Origin of the sequence: Streptomyces sp. NBC_01390 (assembly GCF_045040105.1) — a bacterium.
Classification (GTDB): domain Bacteria; phylum Actinomycetota; class Actinomycetes; order Streptomycetales; family Streptomycetaceae; genus Streptomyces.
In genome coordinates this window covers 8,783,248-8,801,596 of the sequence record NZ_CP109551.1, presented here as the reverse complement: position 1 = coordinate 8,801,596, position 18,349 = coordinate 8,783,248, and the positions used below count along the sequence as shown (strand labels likewise).

At 70.0% G+C, this 18,349-nt stretch carries 16 protein-coding genes; 2 read left to right on the top strand and 14 right to left on the bottom strand.

Annotated elements, in window-relative coordinates; all coding sequences use genetic code 11:
* Positions 1-209 precede the first annotated feature (209 nt).
* Positions 210-518 carry a hypothetical protein gene (locus OG241_RS39575; RefSeq protein ID WP_405822515.1) on the bottom strand — a complete coding sequence of 103 codons (309 nt, stop codon included), beginning with the start codon at positions 516-518 and terminating at the stop codon, positions 210-212.
* A 193-nt stretch (positions 519-711) separates the two neighbouring features.
* Here OG241_RS39575 and OG241_RS39570 point away from each other — a divergent pair, with 193 nt between their 5' ends.
* Positions 712-1,524 carry an SAM-dependent methyltransferase gene (locus OG241_RS39570; RefSeq protein WP_405822513.1) on the top strand — a complete coding sequence of 271 codons (813 nt, stop codon included), beginning with the start codon at positions 712-714 and terminating at the stop codon, positions 1,522-1,524.
* Positions 1,525-1,586: 62 nt separating this feature from the next.
* Here OG241_RS39570 and gatB read toward each other — a convergent pair whose 3' ends face one another.
* The 8 genes from gatB to OG241_RS39530 all read right to left on the bottom strand — a co-directional run bounded on the left by gatB (position 1,587) and on the right by OG241_RS39530 (position 12,078).
* Positions 1,587-3,107: an Asp-tRNA(Asn)/Glu-tRNA(Gln) amidotransferase subunit GatB gene (gene gatB, locus OG241_RS39565; protein WP_405822511.1), complete on the bottom strand. Its 1,521-nt coding sequence runs from the start codon at positions 3,105-3,107 to the stop codon at positions 1,587-1,589.
* 16 nt (positions 3,108-3,123) lie between these two features.
* The gene (locus OG241_RS39560; protein ID WP_405822509.1) at positions 3,124-3,366 is read right to left on the bottom strand and encodes a hypothetical protein; all 243 of its coding nucleotides are present in this window, start codon (positions 3,364-3,366) and stop codon (positions 3,124-3,126) included.
* Positions 3,363-4,868, bottom strand: coding sequence for an Asp-tRNA(Asn)/Glu-tRNA(Gln) amidotransferase subunit GatA (gene gatA, locus OG241_RS39555; RefSeq protein ID WP_405822508.1), 1,506 nt, complete (start codon positions 4,866-4,868; stop codon positions 3,363-3,365). Before gatA ends, OG241_RS39560 begins: the two co-directional genes overlap by 4 nt.
* 5 nt (positions 4,869-4,873) lie before the next feature.
* Entirely contained in the window at positions 4,874-5,170 is a 297-nt protein-coding gene (gatC, locus tag OG241_RS39550) for an Asp-tRNA(Asn)/Glu-tRNA(Gln) amidotransferase subunit GatC (RefSeq protein WP_003966094.1), read from the bottom strand.
* A gap of 181 nt (positions 5,171-5,351) precedes the next feature.
* Positions 5,352-7,718 (bottom strand): putative bifunctional diguanylate cyclase/phosphodiesterase, encoded by a 2,367-nt coding sequence (locus OG241_RS39545; RefSeq protein WP_405822506.1) that lies wholly within the window; start codon positions 7,716-7,718, stop codon positions 5,352-5,354.
* 230 nt (positions 7,719-7,948) lie between these two features.
* Positions 7,949-10,144, bottom strand: a complete 2,196-nt coding sequence (ligA, locus tag OG241_RS39540; RefSeq protein ID WP_405822504.1) for an NAD-dependent DNA ligase LigA — start codon at positions 10,142-10,144, stop codon at positions 7,949-7,951.
* A 15-nt stretch (positions 10,145-10,159) separates the two neighbouring features.
* The gene (locus tag OG241_RS39535; protein WP_405822502.1) at positions 10,160-11,161 is read right to left on the bottom strand and encodes a methionine synthase; all 1,002 of its coding nucleotides are present in this window, start codon (positions 11,159-11,161) and stop codon (positions 10,160-10,162) included.
* 215 nt (positions 11,162-11,376) lie between these two features.
* Positions 11,377-12,078 (bottom strand): SDR family oxidoreductase, encoded by a 702-nt coding sequence (locus tag OG241_RS39530; protein ID WP_405822500.1) that lies wholly within the window; start codon positions 12,076-12,078, stop codon positions 11,377-11,379.
* A gap of 98 nt (positions 12,079-12,176) precedes the next feature.
* Here OG241_RS39530 and OG241_RS39525 point away from each other — a divergent pair, with 98 nt between their 5' ends.
* The gene (locus OG241_RS39525; protein ID WP_405822498.1) at positions 12,177-12,500 is read left to right on the top strand and encodes a DUF427 domain-containing protein; all 324 of its coding nucleotides are present in this window, start codon (positions 12,177-12,179) and stop codon (positions 12,498-12,500) included.
* Between the two features lie 13 nt (positions 12,501-12,513).
* Here the strand turns inward: OG241_RS39525 and OG241_RS39520 are convergent, their stop codons facing one another.
* The 5 genes from OG241_RS39520 to OG241_RS39500 all read right to left on the bottom strand — a co-directional run bounded on the left by OG241_RS39520 (position 12,514) and on the right by OG241_RS39500 (position 18,060).
* Positions 12,514-13,797 (bottom strand): ATP-grasp domain-containing protein, encoded by a 1,284-nt coding sequence (locus OG241_RS39520; RefSeq protein ID WP_405822496.1) that lies wholly within the window; start codon positions 13,795-13,797, stop codon positions 12,514-12,516.
* A gap of 60 nt (positions 13,798-13,857) precedes the next feature.
* Positions 13,858-14,820 (bottom strand): quinone oxidoreductase family protein, encoded by a 963-nt coding sequence (locus OG241_RS39515; RefSeq protein WP_405822495.1) that lies wholly within the window; start codon positions 14,818-14,820, stop codon positions 13,858-13,860.
* A gap of 79 nt (positions 14,821-14,899) precedes the next feature.
* Positions 14,900-16,312 carry a methylaspartate mutase gene (locus OG241_RS39510; protein ID WP_405822493.1) on the bottom strand — a complete coding sequence of 471 codons (1,413 nt, stop codon included), beginning with the start codon at positions 16,310-16,312 and terminating at the stop codon, positions 14,900-14,902.
* Positions 16,309-16,794: a cobalamin-dependent protein gene (locus tag OG241_RS39505; protein WP_405822491.1), complete on the bottom strand. Its 486-nt coding sequence runs from the start codon at positions 16,792-16,794 to the stop codon at positions 16,309-16,311. The genes OG241_RS39510 and OG241_RS39505 overlap by 4 nt, the downstream gene beginning before the upstream one ends.
* Positions 16,795-16,845: 51 nt before the next feature.
* On the bottom strand, positions 16,846-18,060 hold the full coding sequence (locus OG241_RS39500; protein ID WP_405822489.1) for a fatty acid desaturase: 1,215 nt from the start codon (positions 18,058-18,060) through the stop codon (positions 16,846-16,848).
* Positions 18,061-18,349 lie beyond the last annotated feature (289 nt).

Below are 18,349 nucleotides of genomic sequence, written 5' to 3'. Positions count from 1 at the left end.
CGTGCTCCCTGGATTGACGGGTGGATCTTTGACCGGGAGCAGTCGTGAACGAACAGAACGGCCCGCAAAGAAACGAAAGAACGCAAGAGCGATACCGAACCACTGTTACAGGCGCCAGTGATCGTTTGAGCCATTTATGTGCTTACTCACTCCAGTGCGAGTCACATCACAGGACAATCACATGAACTCTGTCGCCTCGATCGAACGCCTCAGTCGAACTGATCGCCGAGCGCCATCACCATCACGCCGACTATCAGCAGCCACAGGGCCCGGCGAGTACGCCCCCGCGCCCCCAGTGCCGCCGCGAGCGCACAGACGGCGGCGCCGAAGGCGTAGGCGCCGGGTACGAGGACGGGCGCGGAGCCCGTGAGGCGGAGCGTCGAGGCCGCGAGCCCCACGAGGGCCAGCAGGGACCCGGTCCCGGTCGCCGTCCAGCGGGCGCGCCGCGCGTCCAGCGCATCGGCTGCCTCGTCCTCGTACTCCTCCCCGTTCTCGAATCTCTCGTCCTTCTCGTCCATGGCGCGGGAGCGTACCCCGCCCCGCTGAGAATTCGGATGCGGCCGGCGGACGACCACTGCTAGCGTCCGGCCGTCGACTGTCCGTACCCGGCTTTTCGCCGCCTCCCCGAGCAGGTGCATTGTTTGAAGGTCCGACCGAGCTCCGACGCATTCCGTTCTTCTTCACCGCAGAACCCAAGGAGCCCGTTCACCGATGTCCGACATCACCTCAAGGACCTCGAACAACCTTCCCGGCCCGCTCGCTGACCGGCTGAACCACCCCGGCTACCCGCACAGCAGCCGGTACGACGCCCGCTGGACCATCGACAACCAGATGGGCCCGAACGCCCTGTGGCTGCTGGAGTGGCTGGCCCCCTCGCTCGGCCTCGACACCCTCCCGCCCGGCGCCCGGGTGCTCGACCTGGGCTGCGGCAAGGCCATGACGTCGGTCTTCCTCGCCAGGGAGTACGACGTCCAGGTCACCGCCGCCGACCTGTGGATCGAGCCCGGCAAGAACGCGCGCCGCGTCGCCGAGGCGGGCGTCGCCGACCGGGTGCTGCCCGTGTACGCCGAGGCGCATCAACTGCCGTTCGGCGACGAGTCGTTCGACGCGATCGTGAGCATCGACGCGTACCAGTACTTCGGTACGAACGACCTGTATCTGCCGAGCCTCACCCGGCTGCTCAAGCCGGGCGGGCGGATCGGTGTCGTCATGCCGGCGCTGCGCGAGGAGCCGGACGGCCTGGAGCCGCCGGAGCACCTGAAGCCGTTCTGGGACCCGCAGTTCTGGGCCTTCCACTCCGCCGACTGGTGGCGGCGCCAGTGGACGCGCAGCGGGGCCGTGACGGTGGAGGCCGCCGACTGGCTGCCGGACGGCTGGCGCGACTGGCTGCTGTGGAGCGAGGCCTGCGCCGAGGAGAGCACCGAGGAGTTCATGGCGGCCATGGCCCGCGACCAGGTCGAGCTGATGAACGCCGACCAGGGCCGGTCCCTGGGCTTCGTACGGGTCGTGGGACGCCGTACGTGATCAAGCGCTGAACGCCACAGGGGCGCATCGGAAACCCGATGCGCCCCTGTGGCCTGTGGAACTCAGCCCTCGCTGACGCCCAGCTGCTCAAGGATCAGTTCCTTGACGCGGGCCGCGTCGGCCTGACCGCGGGTCGCCTTCATGACCGCGCCGACCAGGGCGCCGACCGCGGCCACCTTGCCGCCGCGGATCTTGTCGGCGATGCCCGGGTTGCCGGCGATGGCGTCCTGGACGGCCGTGGTGAGCGCGCCGTCGTCGGAGACGACCTTCAGGCCGCGCTTCTCGACGACCTCGTCCGGGGTGCCCTCGCCCGCGAGGACGCCCTCGATGACCTGACGGGCCAGCTTGTCGTTCAGGTCGCCGGAGGTGACCAGCGCGGCGACCCGGGCGACCTGCTCGGGCGCGATGGCCAGCGCGTCGAGCGAGGTGCCCGACTCGTTGGCGCTGCGCGCGAGTTCGCCCATCCACCACTTGCGGGCGGAGGCCGCGTCCGCACCTGCGTCGATGGTGGCGACGATCAGGTCGATGGCACCGGCGTTGAGCATCGACTGCATGTCGGTCGCCGTGACGCCCCACTCGGCGAGAAGCCGGTTACGGCGGGCCAGCGGCAGTTCGGGCAGCCCGGCGCGGATCTCCTCGACCCACTCACGGGAGGGGGCCACCGGCACCAGGTCCGGCTCGGGGAAGTACCGGTAGTCCTCGGCCTCCTCCTTCACGCGGCCCGAGGTCGTCGACCCGGTGTCCTCGTGGAAGTGCCGGGTCTCCTGGATGATCGTCCCGCCCGCGTTCAGTACGGCGGCGTGGCGCTGGATCTCGAAGCGCGCGGCACGCTCCACGGAACGCAGCGAGTTGACGTTCTTGGTCTCGCTGCGGGTGCCGAACTTCTCCCGGCCGTGCGGACGCAGCGACAGGTTCACGTCGCAGCGCATCTGCCCCTGCTCCATGCGGGCTTCCGAGACCCCGAGCGCCTTGATGAGTTCGCGCAGCTCGGCGACGTACGCCTTGGCGACCTCGGGAGCGCGCTCGCCGGCGCCCTCGATCGGCTTGGTGACGATCTCGATGAGGGGGATACCGGCGCGGTTGTAGTCGAGGAGCGAGTGCGATGCGCCGTGGATACGGCCCGTCGCGCCGCCGACGTGCAGCGACTTGCCGGTGTCCTCCTCCATGTGGGCGCGTTCGATCTCCACGCGGAAGGTCTCGCCGTCCTCCAGCTGGACGTCGAGGTAGCCGTTGAAGGCGATCGGCTCGTCGTACTGGGAGGTCTGGAAGTTCTTCGGCATGTCCGGATAGAAGTAGTTCTTCCGGGCGAAGCGGCACCACTCGGCGATCTCGCAGTGCAGCGCGAGACCGATCTTGATGGCGGACTCGATGCCGATCGCGTTGACGACCGGAAGCGCACCGGGCATGCCGAGGCAGGTGGGGCAGGTCTGCGAGTTGGGCTCGGCGCCCAGCTCGGTCGAACAGCCACAGAACATCTTGGTCCTGGTGCCGAGTTCGACATGGACTTCGAGGCCCATGACAGGGTCGTACGACGCCAACGCGTCCTCGTACGACACCAGTTCGATGTCGGTCGTGGTGGTCACGGTGAAAACTTCCCTCTCAGCCCAGCAGGACGTCGTCGTCGCCCAGCCGCTTCAGCTCGCGGAAGAGGATGGCGAGGCCGGTGACGATGGCGGCGGCGGACACGGCCGCGTCGATGAGGCGCAGCGTGTCGCTCTCCGAGCGGGCCTTCTTGGCCTGCTTGGCGACGGTGACGGCACCGAACGCGGTGGTCGCGATGGACAGGTACGTGCCGGACTTGGACTTCTTGAAGCCCTTGGCCTTCGAAAGAGCTTTGCTCACAGCGACGGTGCCTCCTCGAGCAGCGGGTGCCCCCACTTTTCCACGAAGGCGGCCTCGACGGCGGCTCCGACCTTGTAAAGCCGGTCGTCCTGGAGCGCCGGGGCGATGATCTGGAGCCCGACGGGCAGTCCGTCCTCCGGTGCGAGACCGCAGGGCAGGGACATGGCCGAGTTGCCGGCCAGGTTGGTCGGGATGGTGCAGAGGTCCGCGAGGTACATCGCCATCGGGTCGTCGGCGCGCTCGCCGATCGGGAAGGCGGTGGTGGGCGTCGTCGGGGAGACGATCACGTCCACCGACTCGAACGCCTTCTCGAAGTCGCGGGTGATGAGCGTACGGACCTTCTGGGCGCTGCCGTAGTACGCGTCGTAGTAGCCGGAGCTGAGCGCGTACGTGCCGAGGATGATGCGGCGCTTGACCTCGGGTCCGAAGCCCTCCGCGCGGGTCAGCGAGGTGACCTCCTCGGCGGAGTGGGTGCCGTCGTCGCCCGTACGGAGGCCGTAGCGCAGGCCGTCGAAGCGGGCCAGGTTGCTCGAACACTCGCTCGGCGCGATCAGGTAGTACGCGGACAGCGCCAGGTCGAAGGACGGACAGTCCAGCTCGACGATCTCGGCGCCCAGTTCCTTCAGCAGCGCCACGGACTCGTCGAAGCGCTGGATGACGCCGGCCTGGTAGCCCTCGCCTCGGAACTGCTTGACGACGCCGACGCGCATGCCCTCGACGCTGCCGTTGCGGGCGGCCTCGACGACCGGCGGGACCGGCGCGTCGATCGAGGTGGAGTCGAGCGGGTCGTGCCCGGCGATGGCCTCGTGGAGGAGGGCCGCGTCCAGGACCGTACGGGCGCAGGGTCCGCCCTGGTCGAGGGAGGACGAGAAGGCGACCATGCCGTACCGCGAGACGGCCCCGTACGTCGGCTTGACGCCGACCGTGCCGGTGACGGCGGCGGGCTGGCGGATGGAGCCGCCGGTGTCCGTACCGATGGCCAGCGGCGCCTGGAAGGAGGCGAGCGCGGCGGAGGAACCGCCACCCGAGCCACCGGGGATGCGGGAGAGGTCCCAGGGGTTGCCGGTCGGACCGTACGCGCTGTTCTCGGTGCTGGACCCCATGGCGAACTCGTCCATGTTGGTCTTGCCGAGGATGACGACGTCGGCGGCCTTCAGCCGCTTGGTGACGGTCGCGTCGTAGGGCGGGATCCACCCTTCGAGCATCTTGGACCCGACGGTGGTCGGAATCCCCTCGGTGGTGAAGATGTCCTTGAGCGCGAGGGGTACGCCGGCCAGCGGGCCCAGCGTCTCCCCGCGCTCGCGCTTGGCGTCGACCGCACGGGCCTGGGCGAGGGCGCCCTCCCGGTCGACGTGCAGGAAGGCGTGCACCTTCTCGTCGACGGCCTCGATCCGGGCCAGGTGGGCCTCGGTGACCTGGACGGCGGTGAGCTCGCCGGAAGCGATCTTCGCGGCGGTCTCGGCGGCGGTGAGCCGGATGATGTTGACGTTGATGTCCGTCATGGTGATTAGTCCTCCCCCAGGATCTGCGGCACCTTGAAACGCTGCTGCTCCTGGGCGGGGGCGCCGGAGAGCGCCTGCGCGGGGGTGAGCGACGGACGGACCTCGTCCGCGCGCATGACGTTCGTCAGCGGCAGCGGGTGCGAGGTCGGCGGTACGTCTTGGTCGGCGACCTCGCTGACGCGGGCGACCGCGCCGATGATGTCGTCGAGCTGGCCTGCGAAGTGGTCGAGCTCTTCGCCCTTCAGCTCCAGACGCGCCAGCCGTGCGAGGTGGGCGACCTCCTCGCGCGTGATGCCAGGCATGCAGCGATCCTCTGGGTGAGTGCGGTGTGGGTTTTGGCCCCAATCCTAGGGGGCAGGGGAGACACCCCGCGCCCGGGTTTGCCTCCACGGACCCTCAGCCGCCGACGGCGCCGAGCCCCGACGGCAGAGCTCACCCTTGAAACGGGCGGTGAACGGGCGGTGCGCGGGTGGGAGATCTCCTCTAGGACTCCGCCGCGGGCAAGGCCGCCCGAGGACGCTGCCACCCACGAGTCCCCCGCGCCAGCAACCACGCCGTGGCCTCCTCAGGAGGCATCGCGGCGGCGACAAGCCACCCCTGCACCGCGTCACACCCCATGTCCCGCAGCCGCTCCCACGTCTCGTCGTCCTCCACACCCTCGGCGACGACGAGCAACCCCAGCGAGTGCGCGAGATCCACCGTGCACCGCACGATCTCCGAGTCCTCCGTGTCCACCGCCAGCCGTGCCACGAACGACCGGTCGATCTTCAGCTCGCTCACCGGCAGCCGCCGCAGATGCACCAGCGACGAGTACCCCGTCCCGAAGTCGTCCAGCGACATCTTCACGCCGTGCGCGGTCAGCGCGGCCAGCGTGTCCGCGGCCTTCTGCGGGTCCTCCAGGAGCACGTGTTCCGTGATCTCCAGCTGGAGCGCCCCCGGCGGGACCCCGTGCCGGGCCAGCCGCGCGGCGACGGAACCGGCGAAGCCGGGAGTGTGGACGTCTCGCGGGGACACGTTGACGGCGACCGGGACGAACAGCCCCTGGGAGCGCCACTTGGCGACCTGTTCGAGCGCTGTCTCCAGCACGTACTCCGTGAGATGGGGCATCAGCCCGGACGACTCGGCGATGGCTATGAACTCGTCCGGCGGTACCTTCCCGCGCTCCGGGTGCACCCACCGCACCAGCGCCTCCAGGCCGGCTACCTGGCCGTCGAAACGCACCTTGGGCTGGTAGTGCAGTTCGACCTCGTGCGCGTCGAGCGCGCGCCGCAGGTCGCCGAGCAGGCCGAGCCGGTCCGGGGTGTTCGAGTCCCGCTTGATCTCGTAGACCTCGACGCCCGTGCGGTCCCGCTTCGCCTGGTACATCGCGACGTCGGCGCGCCGCAGCAGCCCCTCGGCGTCGAGGGCGTGGTCGGGGAAGACGGCGAGGCCCGCGCTGGCCTCCAGGACGAGGGTGAGTCCGTCGAGGTCGAGCGGGGAACCCAGCACGGTGACCAGGTTGCGGGCGACGCGGGTGGCGGACGTCGTGGAGTCGACGACCGGCAGTAACACGGCGAACTCGTCGCCGCCGAGCCGCGCGGCCTCCGCTCCTCGCGGCAGTGCGAGGCGCAGCCGGTCGGCTATCTGGAGGAGGAGGCGGTCACCGGCGAGGTGTCCCAGCGTGTCGTTGACGGACCGGAAGCGGTCGAGGTCTATGAGCATCAACGCGGCCCGTGCGTCGATGCGTTCGGCATCGTCGAGGGCCGTCCAGGTCCGTTCCAGGAGCCACTGTCTGTTGGGCAGTCCGGTCAGCGGGTCGCGCAGCTGTTCCTCGGCCCGCGCCCGGGCTATCCACAGGGTGGAGTCGAGGGCGATGAGGGGGATGGCGAACAGCGGCAGCAGGATCGGCAGGGCGACGGCGATGACGCAGATCAGCGGCGCGATGGCGAGCAGCGCGATCGCGACCAGACCCTGTCTGACCAGGGCGGAGCGGGCGGCGGTGGGCAGTCCGCCGCGCGGGGTGTGCAGATACCAGAGCAGGGTGCGGGTGACCGCGAGGTAGGTGACCGCGACCAGCATCACCTCGGGCGCCGTGTAGACGCTCCAGGTCTGCGGGTCCCACGGTGTCTCGACGGACGGGACCCGGCCGAACGCCGCGAGCACCAGCGCGCCGGCGCCGATGCCGAGGATGTCCACCGCGCCGTGCAGGAGGCCCTGCCGCCAGCGGTGGCGCCGGGCCGCGCCGACCAGGACGACGACGGTGAGGCTGACCATGCCGGCCGGGACCCAGCCGTACAGCAGGAGTACGGCGAGGGTGAGGGCGGCGCCGGAGCCGGTGCCGCCCCACCAGCGGGCGCGGCCGAGGGCGACGAGGTGGCCGACGATGACCCCGGTGAGGACGGCGAGGGCCCAGCCGGCGGTGCCGGAGGGGAAGAGCGCGCTGTGGCCGGTGAAGCCGCGGTAGAAGCCGGCGCCGAGGACGAACCCGGCCGCCGCGACGACCGCCGCGGGCAGCGCGGGCCAGGACAGCTGGCGTGCGGGGTCGTGGGCGTGCAGGTGGGCGACGCGTTCCTCGGCGGTGAGATGGGCCGTCAGCGGGGTCGACACCCTGCTGTCGGCGACGATGCGCTGTCGGGTGCCGATGCCGGTGCCCATGCCGGTACTGCCTGGGCCGTCGGTCCTGTTCGCCGGTCCGCCCGTCCGTACGCCGACGCCCGCCCGTTCCAGGAAGCGTGCCGTCCGGCGGGCCCGGCGTGGTTCCAGGCCCGTCTCGGTGCGGCCGGTGAGGAGGGCGGAGGCTCGGCGCCAGGCGCCGGATATCCGGCCTCCGCGCAGCCTTGAGGGAGGGGCGGCGCTATCGGTCGGTTCCATTCCCGTCCCTCTCACAGCCGGCGGTGCCCGCGCCACGCGGTCCGATGTCCGTCAACCGTCAACGACACCGCGTCCGAAACCGCATCCGGGCACGGCAGGCGCATACGTCAACAGTAGGCCGCTGAAGGCCTCCACGGGCAGCGGTCGTCGACGGTTGCCCGAATGCGACACGGGCACCCGTATGCATCTGGTATGCGCCGATCGGGTGGTCTTCAACCCCTGTTCCTCCCCTACTCCTCGTTCGGGAGCGCCGCTTCGGCCGCTGCTTCGGGCCCCTGTTCGAGCAGTACGGCAAAGCCGTCCTCATTCAGAACGGGCACCTTCAACTGCATCGCCTTGTCGAACTTCGAACCAGGATTGTCACCCACAACCACGAATGACGTCTTCTTCGAAACAGAACCGGTCACCTTTGCTCCACGGCTCTGCAGCGCCTCCTTCGCGCCGTCCCGGGTGTGGTGTTCAAGGGTTCCGGTCACGACGACGGTGAGCCCTTCGAGCGGGCGCGGCCCCTCGTCCTCACCGGAGCCCTCCTCCTCCATACGGACCCCGGCGGCCCGCCACTTGCGCAGGATCTCCTGGTGCCAGTCGACCGCGAACCACTCCTTGAGCGAGGCCGCGATGATCGGGCCCACCCCGTCCGTGGTGGCCAGCTCCTCCTCGGAGGCCTGCTCGATCCGCTCGATCGAGCGGAATTCGCGGGCCAGCGCCTCGGCGGCGACCGGGCCCACATGCCGGATCGACAGACCGGTGATGATCCTGGCCAGCGGACGGTCCTTGGCGGCGGCGATGTTGGCGAGCATCGACACCGCGTTCTTCCGGGGCTCGCCCTCCTGGTTGGCGAAGACCGTGACGATCTTCTCCTCGCCGGTCTTCGGGTCCCGCTTGGGCAGCCCGCTGTCCTGGTCCAGGACGTACGCCTTGATGGGCAGCAGTCGCTCGATGGTGAGGTCGAAGAGGTCTCCCTCGTCGACGAGCGGCGGGTCCGAGGGCTCCAGCGGCTTGGTGAGCGCGGCGGCGGCCACATAGCCGAAGTTCTCGATGTCCAGGCACTTGCGCCCGCCGAGATAGAACAGCCGCTCCCTCAACTGGGCCGGGCAGCTCTGCCCGTTGGGGCAGCGGAGGTCGACGTCGGCCTCCTTCATGGGCCGCAGTGGCGTACCGCACTCGGGGCACTCGGCCGGCATCTCGAAGGGCTTCTCCGTGCCGTCGCGCAGATCGGCGACCGGGCCGAGGATCTCCGGAATGACGTCACCGGCCTTGCGCAGCACCACGGTATCGCCGATGAGCACGCCCTTGGCCTTGACGACGTCCTGGTTGTGCAGGGTGGCGAACTCGACCTCCGAGCCGGCCACCGTCACCGGCTCGACCTGCGCGTACGGGGTGACCCTGCCCGTACGCCCCACGCCCACGCGGATGTTGATGAGCTTGGTGTTGACCTCCTCGGGCGCGTACTTCCACGCGATCGCCCAGCGCGGGGCGCGGGAGGTCGAGCCGAGGCGGCCCTGCAGCGGGATCTCGTCGAGCTTGACGACGACCCCGTCGATCTCGTGCTCGACGGAGTGCCGGTTCTCGCCGTAGTACGCGATGAACTCCCGTACGCCGTCGAGGTCGTCGACCTCCTTCGCGTACCGCGTGGTCGGCAGGCCCCATCCGTGCAGGAGGGTGTACGCCTCGGAGAGGCGGGTGAGCGGGTCGTACCCCTCCAGGGCGCCGATGCCGTGGACCACCATGTGCAGCGGGCGGGTCGCGGTGACCCGCGGGTCCTTCTGGCGGAGCGAACCGGCCGCCGCGTTGCGCGGGTTGGCGAACGGCTTGTCGCCGCCCTCCACCAGACGGGCGTTCAGCTCCTCGAACTTCTCCATCGGGAAGTAGACCTCGCCGCGGATCTCCACCAGGTCCGGGACGCGCTCGCCCGTCAGCCGGTCCGGGATCTCGGCGATCGTCCGTACGTTCGGTGTGATGTCCTCGCCGGTGCGGCCGTCGCCGCGGGTCGCCGCGCGGGTGAGCCGCCCGTGCTCGTACGTCAGGTTGACGGCGAGACCGTCGACCTTCAGCTCGCACAGGAAGTGGTACTCGGAGGAGCCGACGTCCCTGTGGACGCGCTCCGCCCACGCCGCCAACTCCAGGTCGTCGAAGGCGTTGTCGAGGGAGAGCATGCGGGAGCGGTGCTGCACGGAGGTGAACTCCGTCTCGTACGCCCCCGAGACCTTCTGGGTCGGGGAGTCCGGCGTGCGCAGCTCCGGATACTCCTCCTCCAGCGCCTCCAGGGAGCGCAGCAGCTTGTCGAACTCCGCGTCGCTGACGACGGGAGCGTCGTTCACGTAGTACCGGAAGCGGTGCTCCTCGACGCGCTCGGCGAGCTGGGCGTGCCGCTCGCGCGCCTCGGTGGGCACCGATGTGGTCTGTGCGTGCTGTTCGCCGGCCACCGTATTGTCCTCCCGTTACTCTGGGTTGTCCGCGAGTGATCTCGCCGCCTCGACGCAGTGGGCGAGCGCCGCCCATGCGTACCGCGGGGAAGCGCCCGCGAGTCCGCATGACGGAGTGACCGTGACCGCCTCCGCGAGAAGTCCCGGATGCAGCCCCAACCTGCGCCACAGCGTTCTGACACCACTGACGCTACCGGCAGGGTCTGACAATGGGCCGTCCGTGCCCGGCACGACACCGGCGAACAGCCGCAGGCCGCCCTCCACCGCCTCGCCGATGGCGTCGTCATCACGCTCGGTGAGGAGCGAGAAGTCGAAGGAGACGGCGGCGGCGCCGGCCCGGCGGAGCAGAGCGAACGGGACGTCCGGCGCGCAGGAGTGGACGACGACAGGCCCGTCACCGTGCACGCCGATGACCTCCCGGAGGGTCGCCTCGGCGAGCTGGCGGTCGACGGCGCGGTGGGTGCGGTAGCCGCTGGCCGTCCGCACCTGGCCGCGCAGTACGGGGACGAGGGACGGTTCGTCGAGCTGCAGGACGAGTTGGGCGCCGGGGATACGGCGGCGCAGTTCGTCGAGGTGGAGGCGGACGCCCTCGGCGAGGGAACCGGCGAGGTCGCGGCGGGCGCCGGGGTCGGAGAGGGCCAGCTCGCCGTTCCTGAGTTCGATGGCGGCGGCCAGCGTCCAGGGGCCCACGACCTGCACCTTCAGCTGTCCCTCGTACCCCTGTGTGAACTCCTCCAGCGCGTCGAGGTCCTCGCCGAGCCAGGAGCGGGCCCGCTTGGTGTCCCGGCCCGGGTGGTCACCGAGGCGCCAGCCGCTGGGCTCCACGCGCGCGTACAGCTCGACGAGCAGTCCCGCGGTGCGGCCGATCATGTCGGCGCCGGGGCCGCGGGCGGGCAGTTCAGGCAGGAAGGGGAAGTCCTCGAAGGATCCGGTGGCCGCCTTGACGGCTTCCCGGGCGTCGCCGCCGGGGAGGGAGCCGATGCCGGTGGCTGGGCCGAAGATGGGGTTCGCGTTCACGGGGCGAAGCCTATGGTTCCTCGCCCCCGCCGCCCCTACCCATCCCATCCCGTACCTGGGGGCTGCGCCCCCAGACCCCCCATCGGCCCTGAAGGGGCCTTGTCCTCAAGCGCCGGACGGGCTGGAAATGCGGCCTGGGCTGTAGACGCGGTGGGGGCGGGTGGGTGGGAAAGAAGTCGGCCCTGAACGGGCCTTGTCCTCAAACGCCGGACGGGCTAAATCAATCCAGGGCGTACCGTCAGATCGTTGATCTCCGCGTCCCGGGGCAGGTCCAGGGCCAGCAGGATCGTCGTCGCCACCGACTCGGGGTCGATCCACTTCGACGGGTCGTACTCCTTGCCCTCCTGCTGGTGCACCTTCGCCTGCATCGGGCTCGCCGTACGCCCCGGATACACCGTCGTCACCCGCACCCCGGCCCCGTGTTCCTCCTGGCGCAACGAGTCCGCGAGGGCCTTGAGGCCGTGCTTGGACGCCGCGTACGCCGACCAGTTGGCACCCGCGCTCAGGCCCGCGCCGGAGTTGACGAAGATCACCTGGCCCTGGGAGACACGGAGTTGGGGCAGCAGGTGACGGGTCAGTTCGGCCGGGGCGAGCAGGTTGACGTTGAGCTGGTGGCGCCAGGCCTTGGGGGTCAGGTCGCCGACCGGGCCGAGGTCGACCACGCCCGCGATGTGCAACAGGGAGTCCACCCGGTCCGGCAGCGACTGGTGGGAGAACGCCCAGGAGAGGCGATCCGGGTCGGCCAGGTCGCCCACCAGCGTCCTCGCGCCCGGAAACTCCGCCGCCAGTTCCTTCGCCCGCCCCGCGTCACGCGCGTGCAGCACGAGGTCGTCCCCGCGCGCGTGCAGCCGCCGCGCGACCGCCGCACCGATACCCGAACCCGCCCCGGTGATCACATGAGTAGCCATACCCGCCATGCTCGCATCACCCGAACCCGAGCCCGCGCCGGTCCCCACTCTCCGATCTCCACTCTCCCGGGCGGGAACAACCCCGGCCGCCCGAACGCTGTCCAGGTATGGCTGAAGGACACACGATCACGATCGAGCAGACCGACGACCGCGTACGGGTCGTCCACGGCGACCAGGTGCTCGCCGAGAGCGGACGGGCCCTCGTGCTGCGCGAGACCGGCTGTCCCCCGCGCTACTACTTCCCCGCCGAGGACGTCCGCCTCGATCTGCTGACGCCCTCCGACACCCACACGTACTGCCCCTTCAAGGGCACGGCGTCCTACTGGTCCCTCCCGGACGCCGCCGACCTGGTCTGGGGGTACCCCGAGCCGAAGGACGAGGTGGCCCGGATAAAGGACCACCTCTGCTTCTACGAGGTGGAGACCCTGTAGGACTCCCCGGGGCCTACCCCACCTCCGCCTCCACCGGTTCCGTCACGAACCGCACCCGCTGCTCCAGCTTCCTGGCCAGCGCCTGCGCCTCCTCGGGGGTGTCGGCGCCGACCGCGATGTGGCCGACGCGGTTCTCGACCGACCGGTGCGCCTCGACGACGGTTCCGGGGGCGATGGCCAATTCCGCGTGGAGGACGGCGGGGTGGGCCAGCACCTCGTCCCAGCCCTCGATCGCCAGCAGACGGCCCGGCGGCGGCGTCAGGAAGCGGATCGCCGACCCTCGTACGGGCTTCAGCGCGGCCTTGTCGACCGGGTTGCCCAGGACGTCGTCGTAGACCAGGCCGAACCACTCCAGGCCCGGGATGACATGGGGAAGCATGCGGTGGATCCAGCCGCCGGCGTTGCGGACATGGACCTCCCCCAGGACCACGCCGTGCTCGGTCCACCACAGCTCGACATGGAACTGGCCGAAGCTCAGGCCGAGAGCCGTGAGAGCGGCGACGACCTGCCGTTCGATCTCGGCGGCGGTCGGGGCGGGCAGGATCGCCGGGATGACGTACTCGATCTCGAAGAAGTTGGGCGGTGGCAGCAGCTCCTTCGAGGTCAGCGCGAGGATGTGGGGGGCGCCGCCGAGGAACACGCCCTCCGCGCTGTACTCGGGCCCTTCCACGAACTCCTCGACGATGAAGGACACTTCGCCCGGCTCGCTATGCCCGTCGTGGCCGCCCGGCAGGAAGTCCAGGGCCGCCGGCAGTTTCTCGGCGGTGTCGATCCGGGTCACGCCCTCGCTGCCCATGGCGTCGCGCGGCTTTACCACCCAGGGGCCCGTGGAGCCGGCCAGGAACTCGCGCGCCTCCGGCTCCGTGGCGCAGACCCGGAAGCGGGGCTGGCGGAATCCGGCGGCGGTGAGGTGGGCGCGCGCCTCGTCCTTCGTACGGACCCGGTGGACGGCGTCCGGCACGTTGCCCGGCAGGCGGAGCGCGTCGGCGACCTCGGCCACCGCCTCCTGCGCCATCTCCCGTACGCCGAAGACGACGTCGTAGCGCTCCCCGGACGAGGTGCGCTCGCGTACCCACTCGGCGCTCGCGCCGCGTACCGAGAAGTCGACCGCCGAGACCGTGTCGGCGAGGGCGTTGACGGTCGGGGTGGCGGCCAGGGTGGCTTCCTTGTTGGTGAGATGGATGTTCAGGCCGCGCGCGCGGGCCTGCCGCAGTGCCGTCTCGACGACGTCCACGGCGAGCGTGGCGTCTCCCGCGCCACCGACGAAGAGGAGGTGAGGGCTGCTCGCCTCGGCCATGTGTGCTCCCGGAGTGGTGAAGTTGCGTGCGGTGGTGGGGTGTTCGGGCGTACGGGTAGGTCAGGGCGTCAGCAGGAGCTTGCCCGTCGTGGCGCGGCCTTCCAGCAGTCGGTGCGCCTCGGCCGCGTCCGCGAGCGGAAGAGTCGCATGGAGCAGCGGCTTGAGCACTCCGGACGCCAGGTGTTCGAAGACGGCGCCGCCGGCCGTGCGCAGCGTCCGGGCGTCGTACACGTAGTCCTTCATCGTGGGGCGGGTGAGGAACAACGAGCCCCCGCCACGCAGGAGTTCGATGTCCAGGGGCGGCACGGGACCGCTGGACAGACCGCAGAGGGCGAGCGTGCCCCGGCGGCCGAGGCTGCGCAGACTGGTGAGGTGGGTCGTGGCGCCGACCGAGTCGTAGACGACCTGCGCGCCCTGACCGTCCGTCACTTCCCGTACCCTTGCGTCGAACTGCTCGTAGCCGAAGGTGTGGTGGGCGCCTGCCCGGCGGGCGACCTCCTCCTTCTCGGGGGTGGAGGCGACCGCGACGACGGTGGCCCCGCGGGCGGCGGCCAGTTGGACCAGGAGCCGGCCGAGGCCGCCCGCCGCCGCCAGGACGACGACCGTCTCGCCCTTGGCGACGGGGTGCGTCTCATGGGTGAGGTAGTACGCGGCGAGGCCCTGGAGGGTCACGGCGGCTGCCTCGGCCAGTTCCACGCCGTCGGGTACGGGGATCAGCTTGTCCTCGGGGACCACTGTGTACTCGGCATAGGCGCCCAGTTGAGCGGCGTACGCGACCCTCGCGCCCGGCGCGAATCCGCTCACGCCCGCACCGACGGCCTCCACGACACCGGCGGCCTCCTGGCCCGGGGTGAAGGGGGGCTCGGCGGGATAGGTGCCGTCGCGGTAGTAGACGTCGATGTAGTTGACGCCGACCGCGGTGTTGCGGACCAGTGCCTGACCGGGGCCGGCGACCGGCAACTCGGTCTGCTCCAGACGGAGTTCGGACGGGTCGCCGGGCCGGGTGACGCGGATGGACTGCATGGTTCTCTTTCCACTCCTGGGTCGTGCCGTGCGGTTCGATGTGGACGGATCGGGTGAGGTGGGATCCGGTCGGGTCAGGTCATTTCGGGGCTACGGGGGTCTCCGTGACGGAGTTCTCCTCCAGGTGTCGCCCCGCCGCGCCGCCGCTCGTGCTCTCGCCGAAGATGCCGAGGAAATAGTTGATGTCCGCCGTCAGCCCCTTCACCATGTCGCCGAGCCGGGACTCCCCACCGACGGCGAGGCTCCGCTCGTGGTGCTCGCGGGTGCGGGCGGAGAACGGCAGTGATCCCGTGGCGAAGTAGCGTATGGCACCGTCGGACGCGCGGCGCGGAATGATCTCCGAGCGCGCCGAGCGGCTCGCGCTGAACGGGATGTCGAGCCGTCCCTCCGCGAACGCCGCCGGAATCTCCTTGTGGAGATCGGACGTCGAGAGGATCGGTTCGACGATCTCGGCCACCTCCCGCAGGATCCACTCCAGTTCGGTGCCGATGCGGTCCTCGTCGAGCGTGATGAAGTCCAGGAGCGGGGAGTTGGCGCGCGAGGCGAGCAGCAGTCCGTCGATGTTGGCGCGGGTGTCGGGGATGCCGTGGGCCTCCTGGTACGTCTTGCTGATCAGCTTGCTCGCGCCACCGAGCCGGGCGACGAGGGCGCCGTAGAGAATGAGGTCCTCGGCGTGGGGCCGCTGCTTGGGGAAGACGCCCATGAACTCGTGGAGCACGGCGTGGACTTCGAGGCCGTCGGGCAGATAGCGGGCCGCGAGTTCGGGGATGGCCCGAAGTGCGGCCACGTCCTGCTCGAAGTGGCCGCCCTGCGGATACGCCACCGAGATGCACCGCACCCCTTCGCGCGCCGCCGCCACCGCCTCCAGGACGCTGATCGCGAGCGAGATGGACGGCGGCACGAGTACGGCGGTCAGGGTGCCGAACGTCTCGCGGTCCACCACCAGTCCGTGCCGGGCCAGTTCGCCGCACCGGGCGTCGACGTCCCGCCAGGCCGCGAGGGACTCTGCGAGCGGGACGTCCTTGCAGTACGGCAGGTTGTACGAGATGCCGCCGCCCTCGAACGAGGTGATGCCGGACGCCACCGTCACCTCGAACAGCAGCCGCGCGTCGGGCGTCCCGTGCCGGATCTCCAGCGGCGCGGCCACCGCCTCGTTGAGCTCGCGCCCCTTCACCCAGCCGTGGGCGACCAGCGGATACCCGTTCAGGTCGGCGGGGTTGCGCTCCAGGACGTCGCGGGCTCGGTCGAACTGCTTCAGCCGGGTGTACGAGTCGATGGTGAGCGTGAGGATGTCGGGCCGGGCGTGCCGTTCCAGGTCCTGGAGCAGCGTCGTCATCTGGACGTGGCTGCCGACCCCGCAACGGGGTTGCAGTGCGAGCCGCCCCGCCGCCCGTGCGTCCCGCAGCACCTCGGCGACGGTGGGTTTCCCCAGCTGTTGTACGTAGGCAACGGACTCGGCGAGTTCGGGGAGCGGCGGGGCGGTGTCGCTCATGAGGCGGCGACCGGGGCGGCCGTGGTGGCGCGCGGCCGCAACTCGGCCAGGGCGGTGGGCAGTTCGTCCAGGTCGGACAGGACGACGTCGACGCCGAGTCCGTACAGCCGCTCGTGGTCGGCGGCGCCCTTGTAGCTGCCGACGGAGAGGTTGCCGCCGAGGATGACCGGGCAGCCCAGGCGGCCGGCGGCGCGGGCGGCGGGCAGGTCCTGGAGGTCGGCGTGGGCGTGACCGTTGAGGCTGCCGATGATCACCGCCTCGGCCTCGGGGTGGTCGGCGTGCGCTTCGGCGAATTCGGCGACCGAGGTACAGGCGCCGAGATTGACGACCTGGAATCCTTCGGCGCGCAGTGCGTGGGCGATGAGGTGATTGGCCACGACATGGCTGTCGCTGGCCGCGACCCCGAGAATGACGGTGCGTGCCGCTGTCTGCTGTGACGTTTCTTCTTTTGTTTCGTTTTCTGTTCCAGCGTTCTGTCGCATGGCGAGCCCCCGGGATCTACGAACGGAATCTTTGGACGAACTTGCGTGCATTCAGTCGTCGAATGCGGCGAACAGTTCTCGTTTACTGACCGCACGCAGTCTCGCGACATTGAATTCCTCCGGATCGGCGACGGAGAGCGAGTCGAATACCCGGTTGATCGCGGGTACGAGACCCCAGGCATGCGTGTAGGGCGGCCAGCCGGGGCTGCCCTTTTCCAGGTCCGCCTGGCGTTCGAAGATGTAGTTCGCCCACTGCTGGGTGGACGGATACCGGTGATGGAAGTCGTGGACCACCGTGTCCCCGGTGAGGACGAGATAGCGCGCCGGCGCGTGCACGAACAGCATGCGCAGCGACCAGCGTCCCCAGGCGGCGGCCCGGCGCAGCGGCGGCAGTCCGGGAGCGGGTGCCGCCTCGCCGATGAAGATGGCGTTGGTGAGGCCGCCGAAGTACTCCTTGCCGCGCCGGACGGCGAGGTCCCGGGCCGGGAAGGTGTGCTTGACGCACAGCCGCAGGGTGTTGCTGATCTGGAAGAGCGGGATCAGCGGAACGAACCAGACGATCAGCAGGGCCTGCCACGTCCCGGTCAGGACGGTGGCCGCGATCACGGTCGGGTAGAGGGCGAGGAAGGTCGCCTTCTCGGCCCGCGCCGAGCCGTGCCAGAACGAACGGGCCCGCGCCACCAGGAAGTTCAGGTGGAACCAGGGCGACACCAGCCGGCCGAGAACCCGCCGCCACATCTGCCGCCGGGTCATCCCGGGGTGCAGGTTCAGGCTGACCAGGAAGGCCTGGACGGTGGGGTCGCGCAGGGTCATGTGGTGGGCGGCGTGGTGGTCGCTGACGTGCTCGCGGCTGTAGCGGACGAAGTTCTGGATGACCAGCACGCTGGAGGTGAGCCGGCCTATCGCGGTGTCCAGGCGTCGTCTTCGGTACATGTTCCGGTGGGAGCACTGGTGGTAGACCATCATGCGCAGGTTGCGCATGCCGTGCAGGGTGACGGCCCAGCCCGCCGGCACCAGCAGCAGCCAGGCACCGCCCAGCGCGAGTCCGCCGCAGCCGGCGGCGACGCCGAGGGCCATGGAGAGATACGCCGTCAGAAGGTGAAATCCTGGCGTCCACCAGGATATGGAACGCTGGCCGGTGAGGGCCTTTCCGGTGAAAAGGGTGAGTGGGTACTGAGTGAACCGGGGCAGGGCGCGCATGGTTTCGCGAGGATCGGAATAATCCGCAATGCCTTCGGTCCGGTAGCCACTGTCGATGGCTGCCATCGCACTCCTCTAGGTCAGGGATCTGAGGCGCCTGATATTCGATCGCCCGGTCGGGCACTCGGAATATCGGCACACGAAAGGTCTGTGACTGGGTGCGTGGTTGATCCTGACAGGCGGTCACCTACAGGGTCAACCTTTTACAGGTAAACTGAACGGAACTCGACCGATTATTGATCAAAAGTTGGACTGATATCCGGCCGAATGCCGGGCGGAAATAGCGTGATCCCGCCTAGCGTCGGGCCCACGGAAACCGCAGGAATTCGCAACCCAACCGCAGGCAACCGCGCGC

Bases quoted from the DNA above. Each gene is read 5' to 3' on its own strand.
- OG241_RS39575 (WP_405822515.1), bottom strand. From the start codon at position 518: ATGGACGAGAAGGACGAGAGATTCGAGAACGGGGAGGAGTACGAGGAC.
- OG241_RS39570 (WP_405822513.1), top strand. From the start codon at position 712: ATGTCCGACATCACCTCAAGGACCTCGAACAACCTTCCCGGCCCGCTC.
- gatA (WP_405822508.1), bottom strand. From the start codon at position 4,868: ATGACGGACATCAACGTCAACATCATCCGGCTCACCGCCGCCGAGACC.
- gatC (WP_003966094.1), bottom strand. From the start codon at position 5,170: ATGCCTGGCATCACGCGCGAGGAGGTCGCCCACCTCGCACGGCTGGCG.
- OG241_RS39545 (WP_405822506.1), bottom strand. From the start codon at position 7,718: ATGGAACCGACCGATAGCGCCGCCCCTCCCTCAAGGCTGCGCGGAGGC.
- OG241_RS39530 (WP_405822500.1), bottom strand. From the start codon at position 12,078: ATGGCGGGTATGGCTACTCATGTGATCACCGGGGCGGGTTCGGGTATC.
- OG241_RS39525 (WP_405822498.1), top strand. From the start codon at position 12,177: ATGGCTGAAGGACACACGATCACGATCGAGCAGACCGACGACCGCGTA.
- OG241_RS39520 (WP_405822496.1), bottom strand. From the start codon at position 13,797: ATGGCCGAGGCGAGCAGCCCTCACCTCCTCTTCGTCGGTGGCGCGGGA.
- OG241_RS39515 (WP_405822495.1), bottom strand. From the start codon at position 14,820: ATGCAGTCCATCCGCGTCACCCGGCCCGGCGACCCGTCCGAACTCCGT.
- OG241_RS39510 (WP_405822493.1), bottom strand. From the start codon at position 16,312: ATGAGCGACACCGCCCCGCCGCTCCCCGAACTCGCCGAGTCCGTTGCC.
- OG241_RS39505 (WP_405822491.1), bottom strand. From the start codon at position 16,794: ATGCGACAGAACGCTGGAACAGAAAACGAAACAAAAGAAGAAACGTCA.
- OG241_RS39500 (WP_405822489.1), bottom strand. From the start codon at position 18,060: ATGGCAGCCATCGACAGTGGCTACCGGACCGAAGGCATTGCGGATTAT.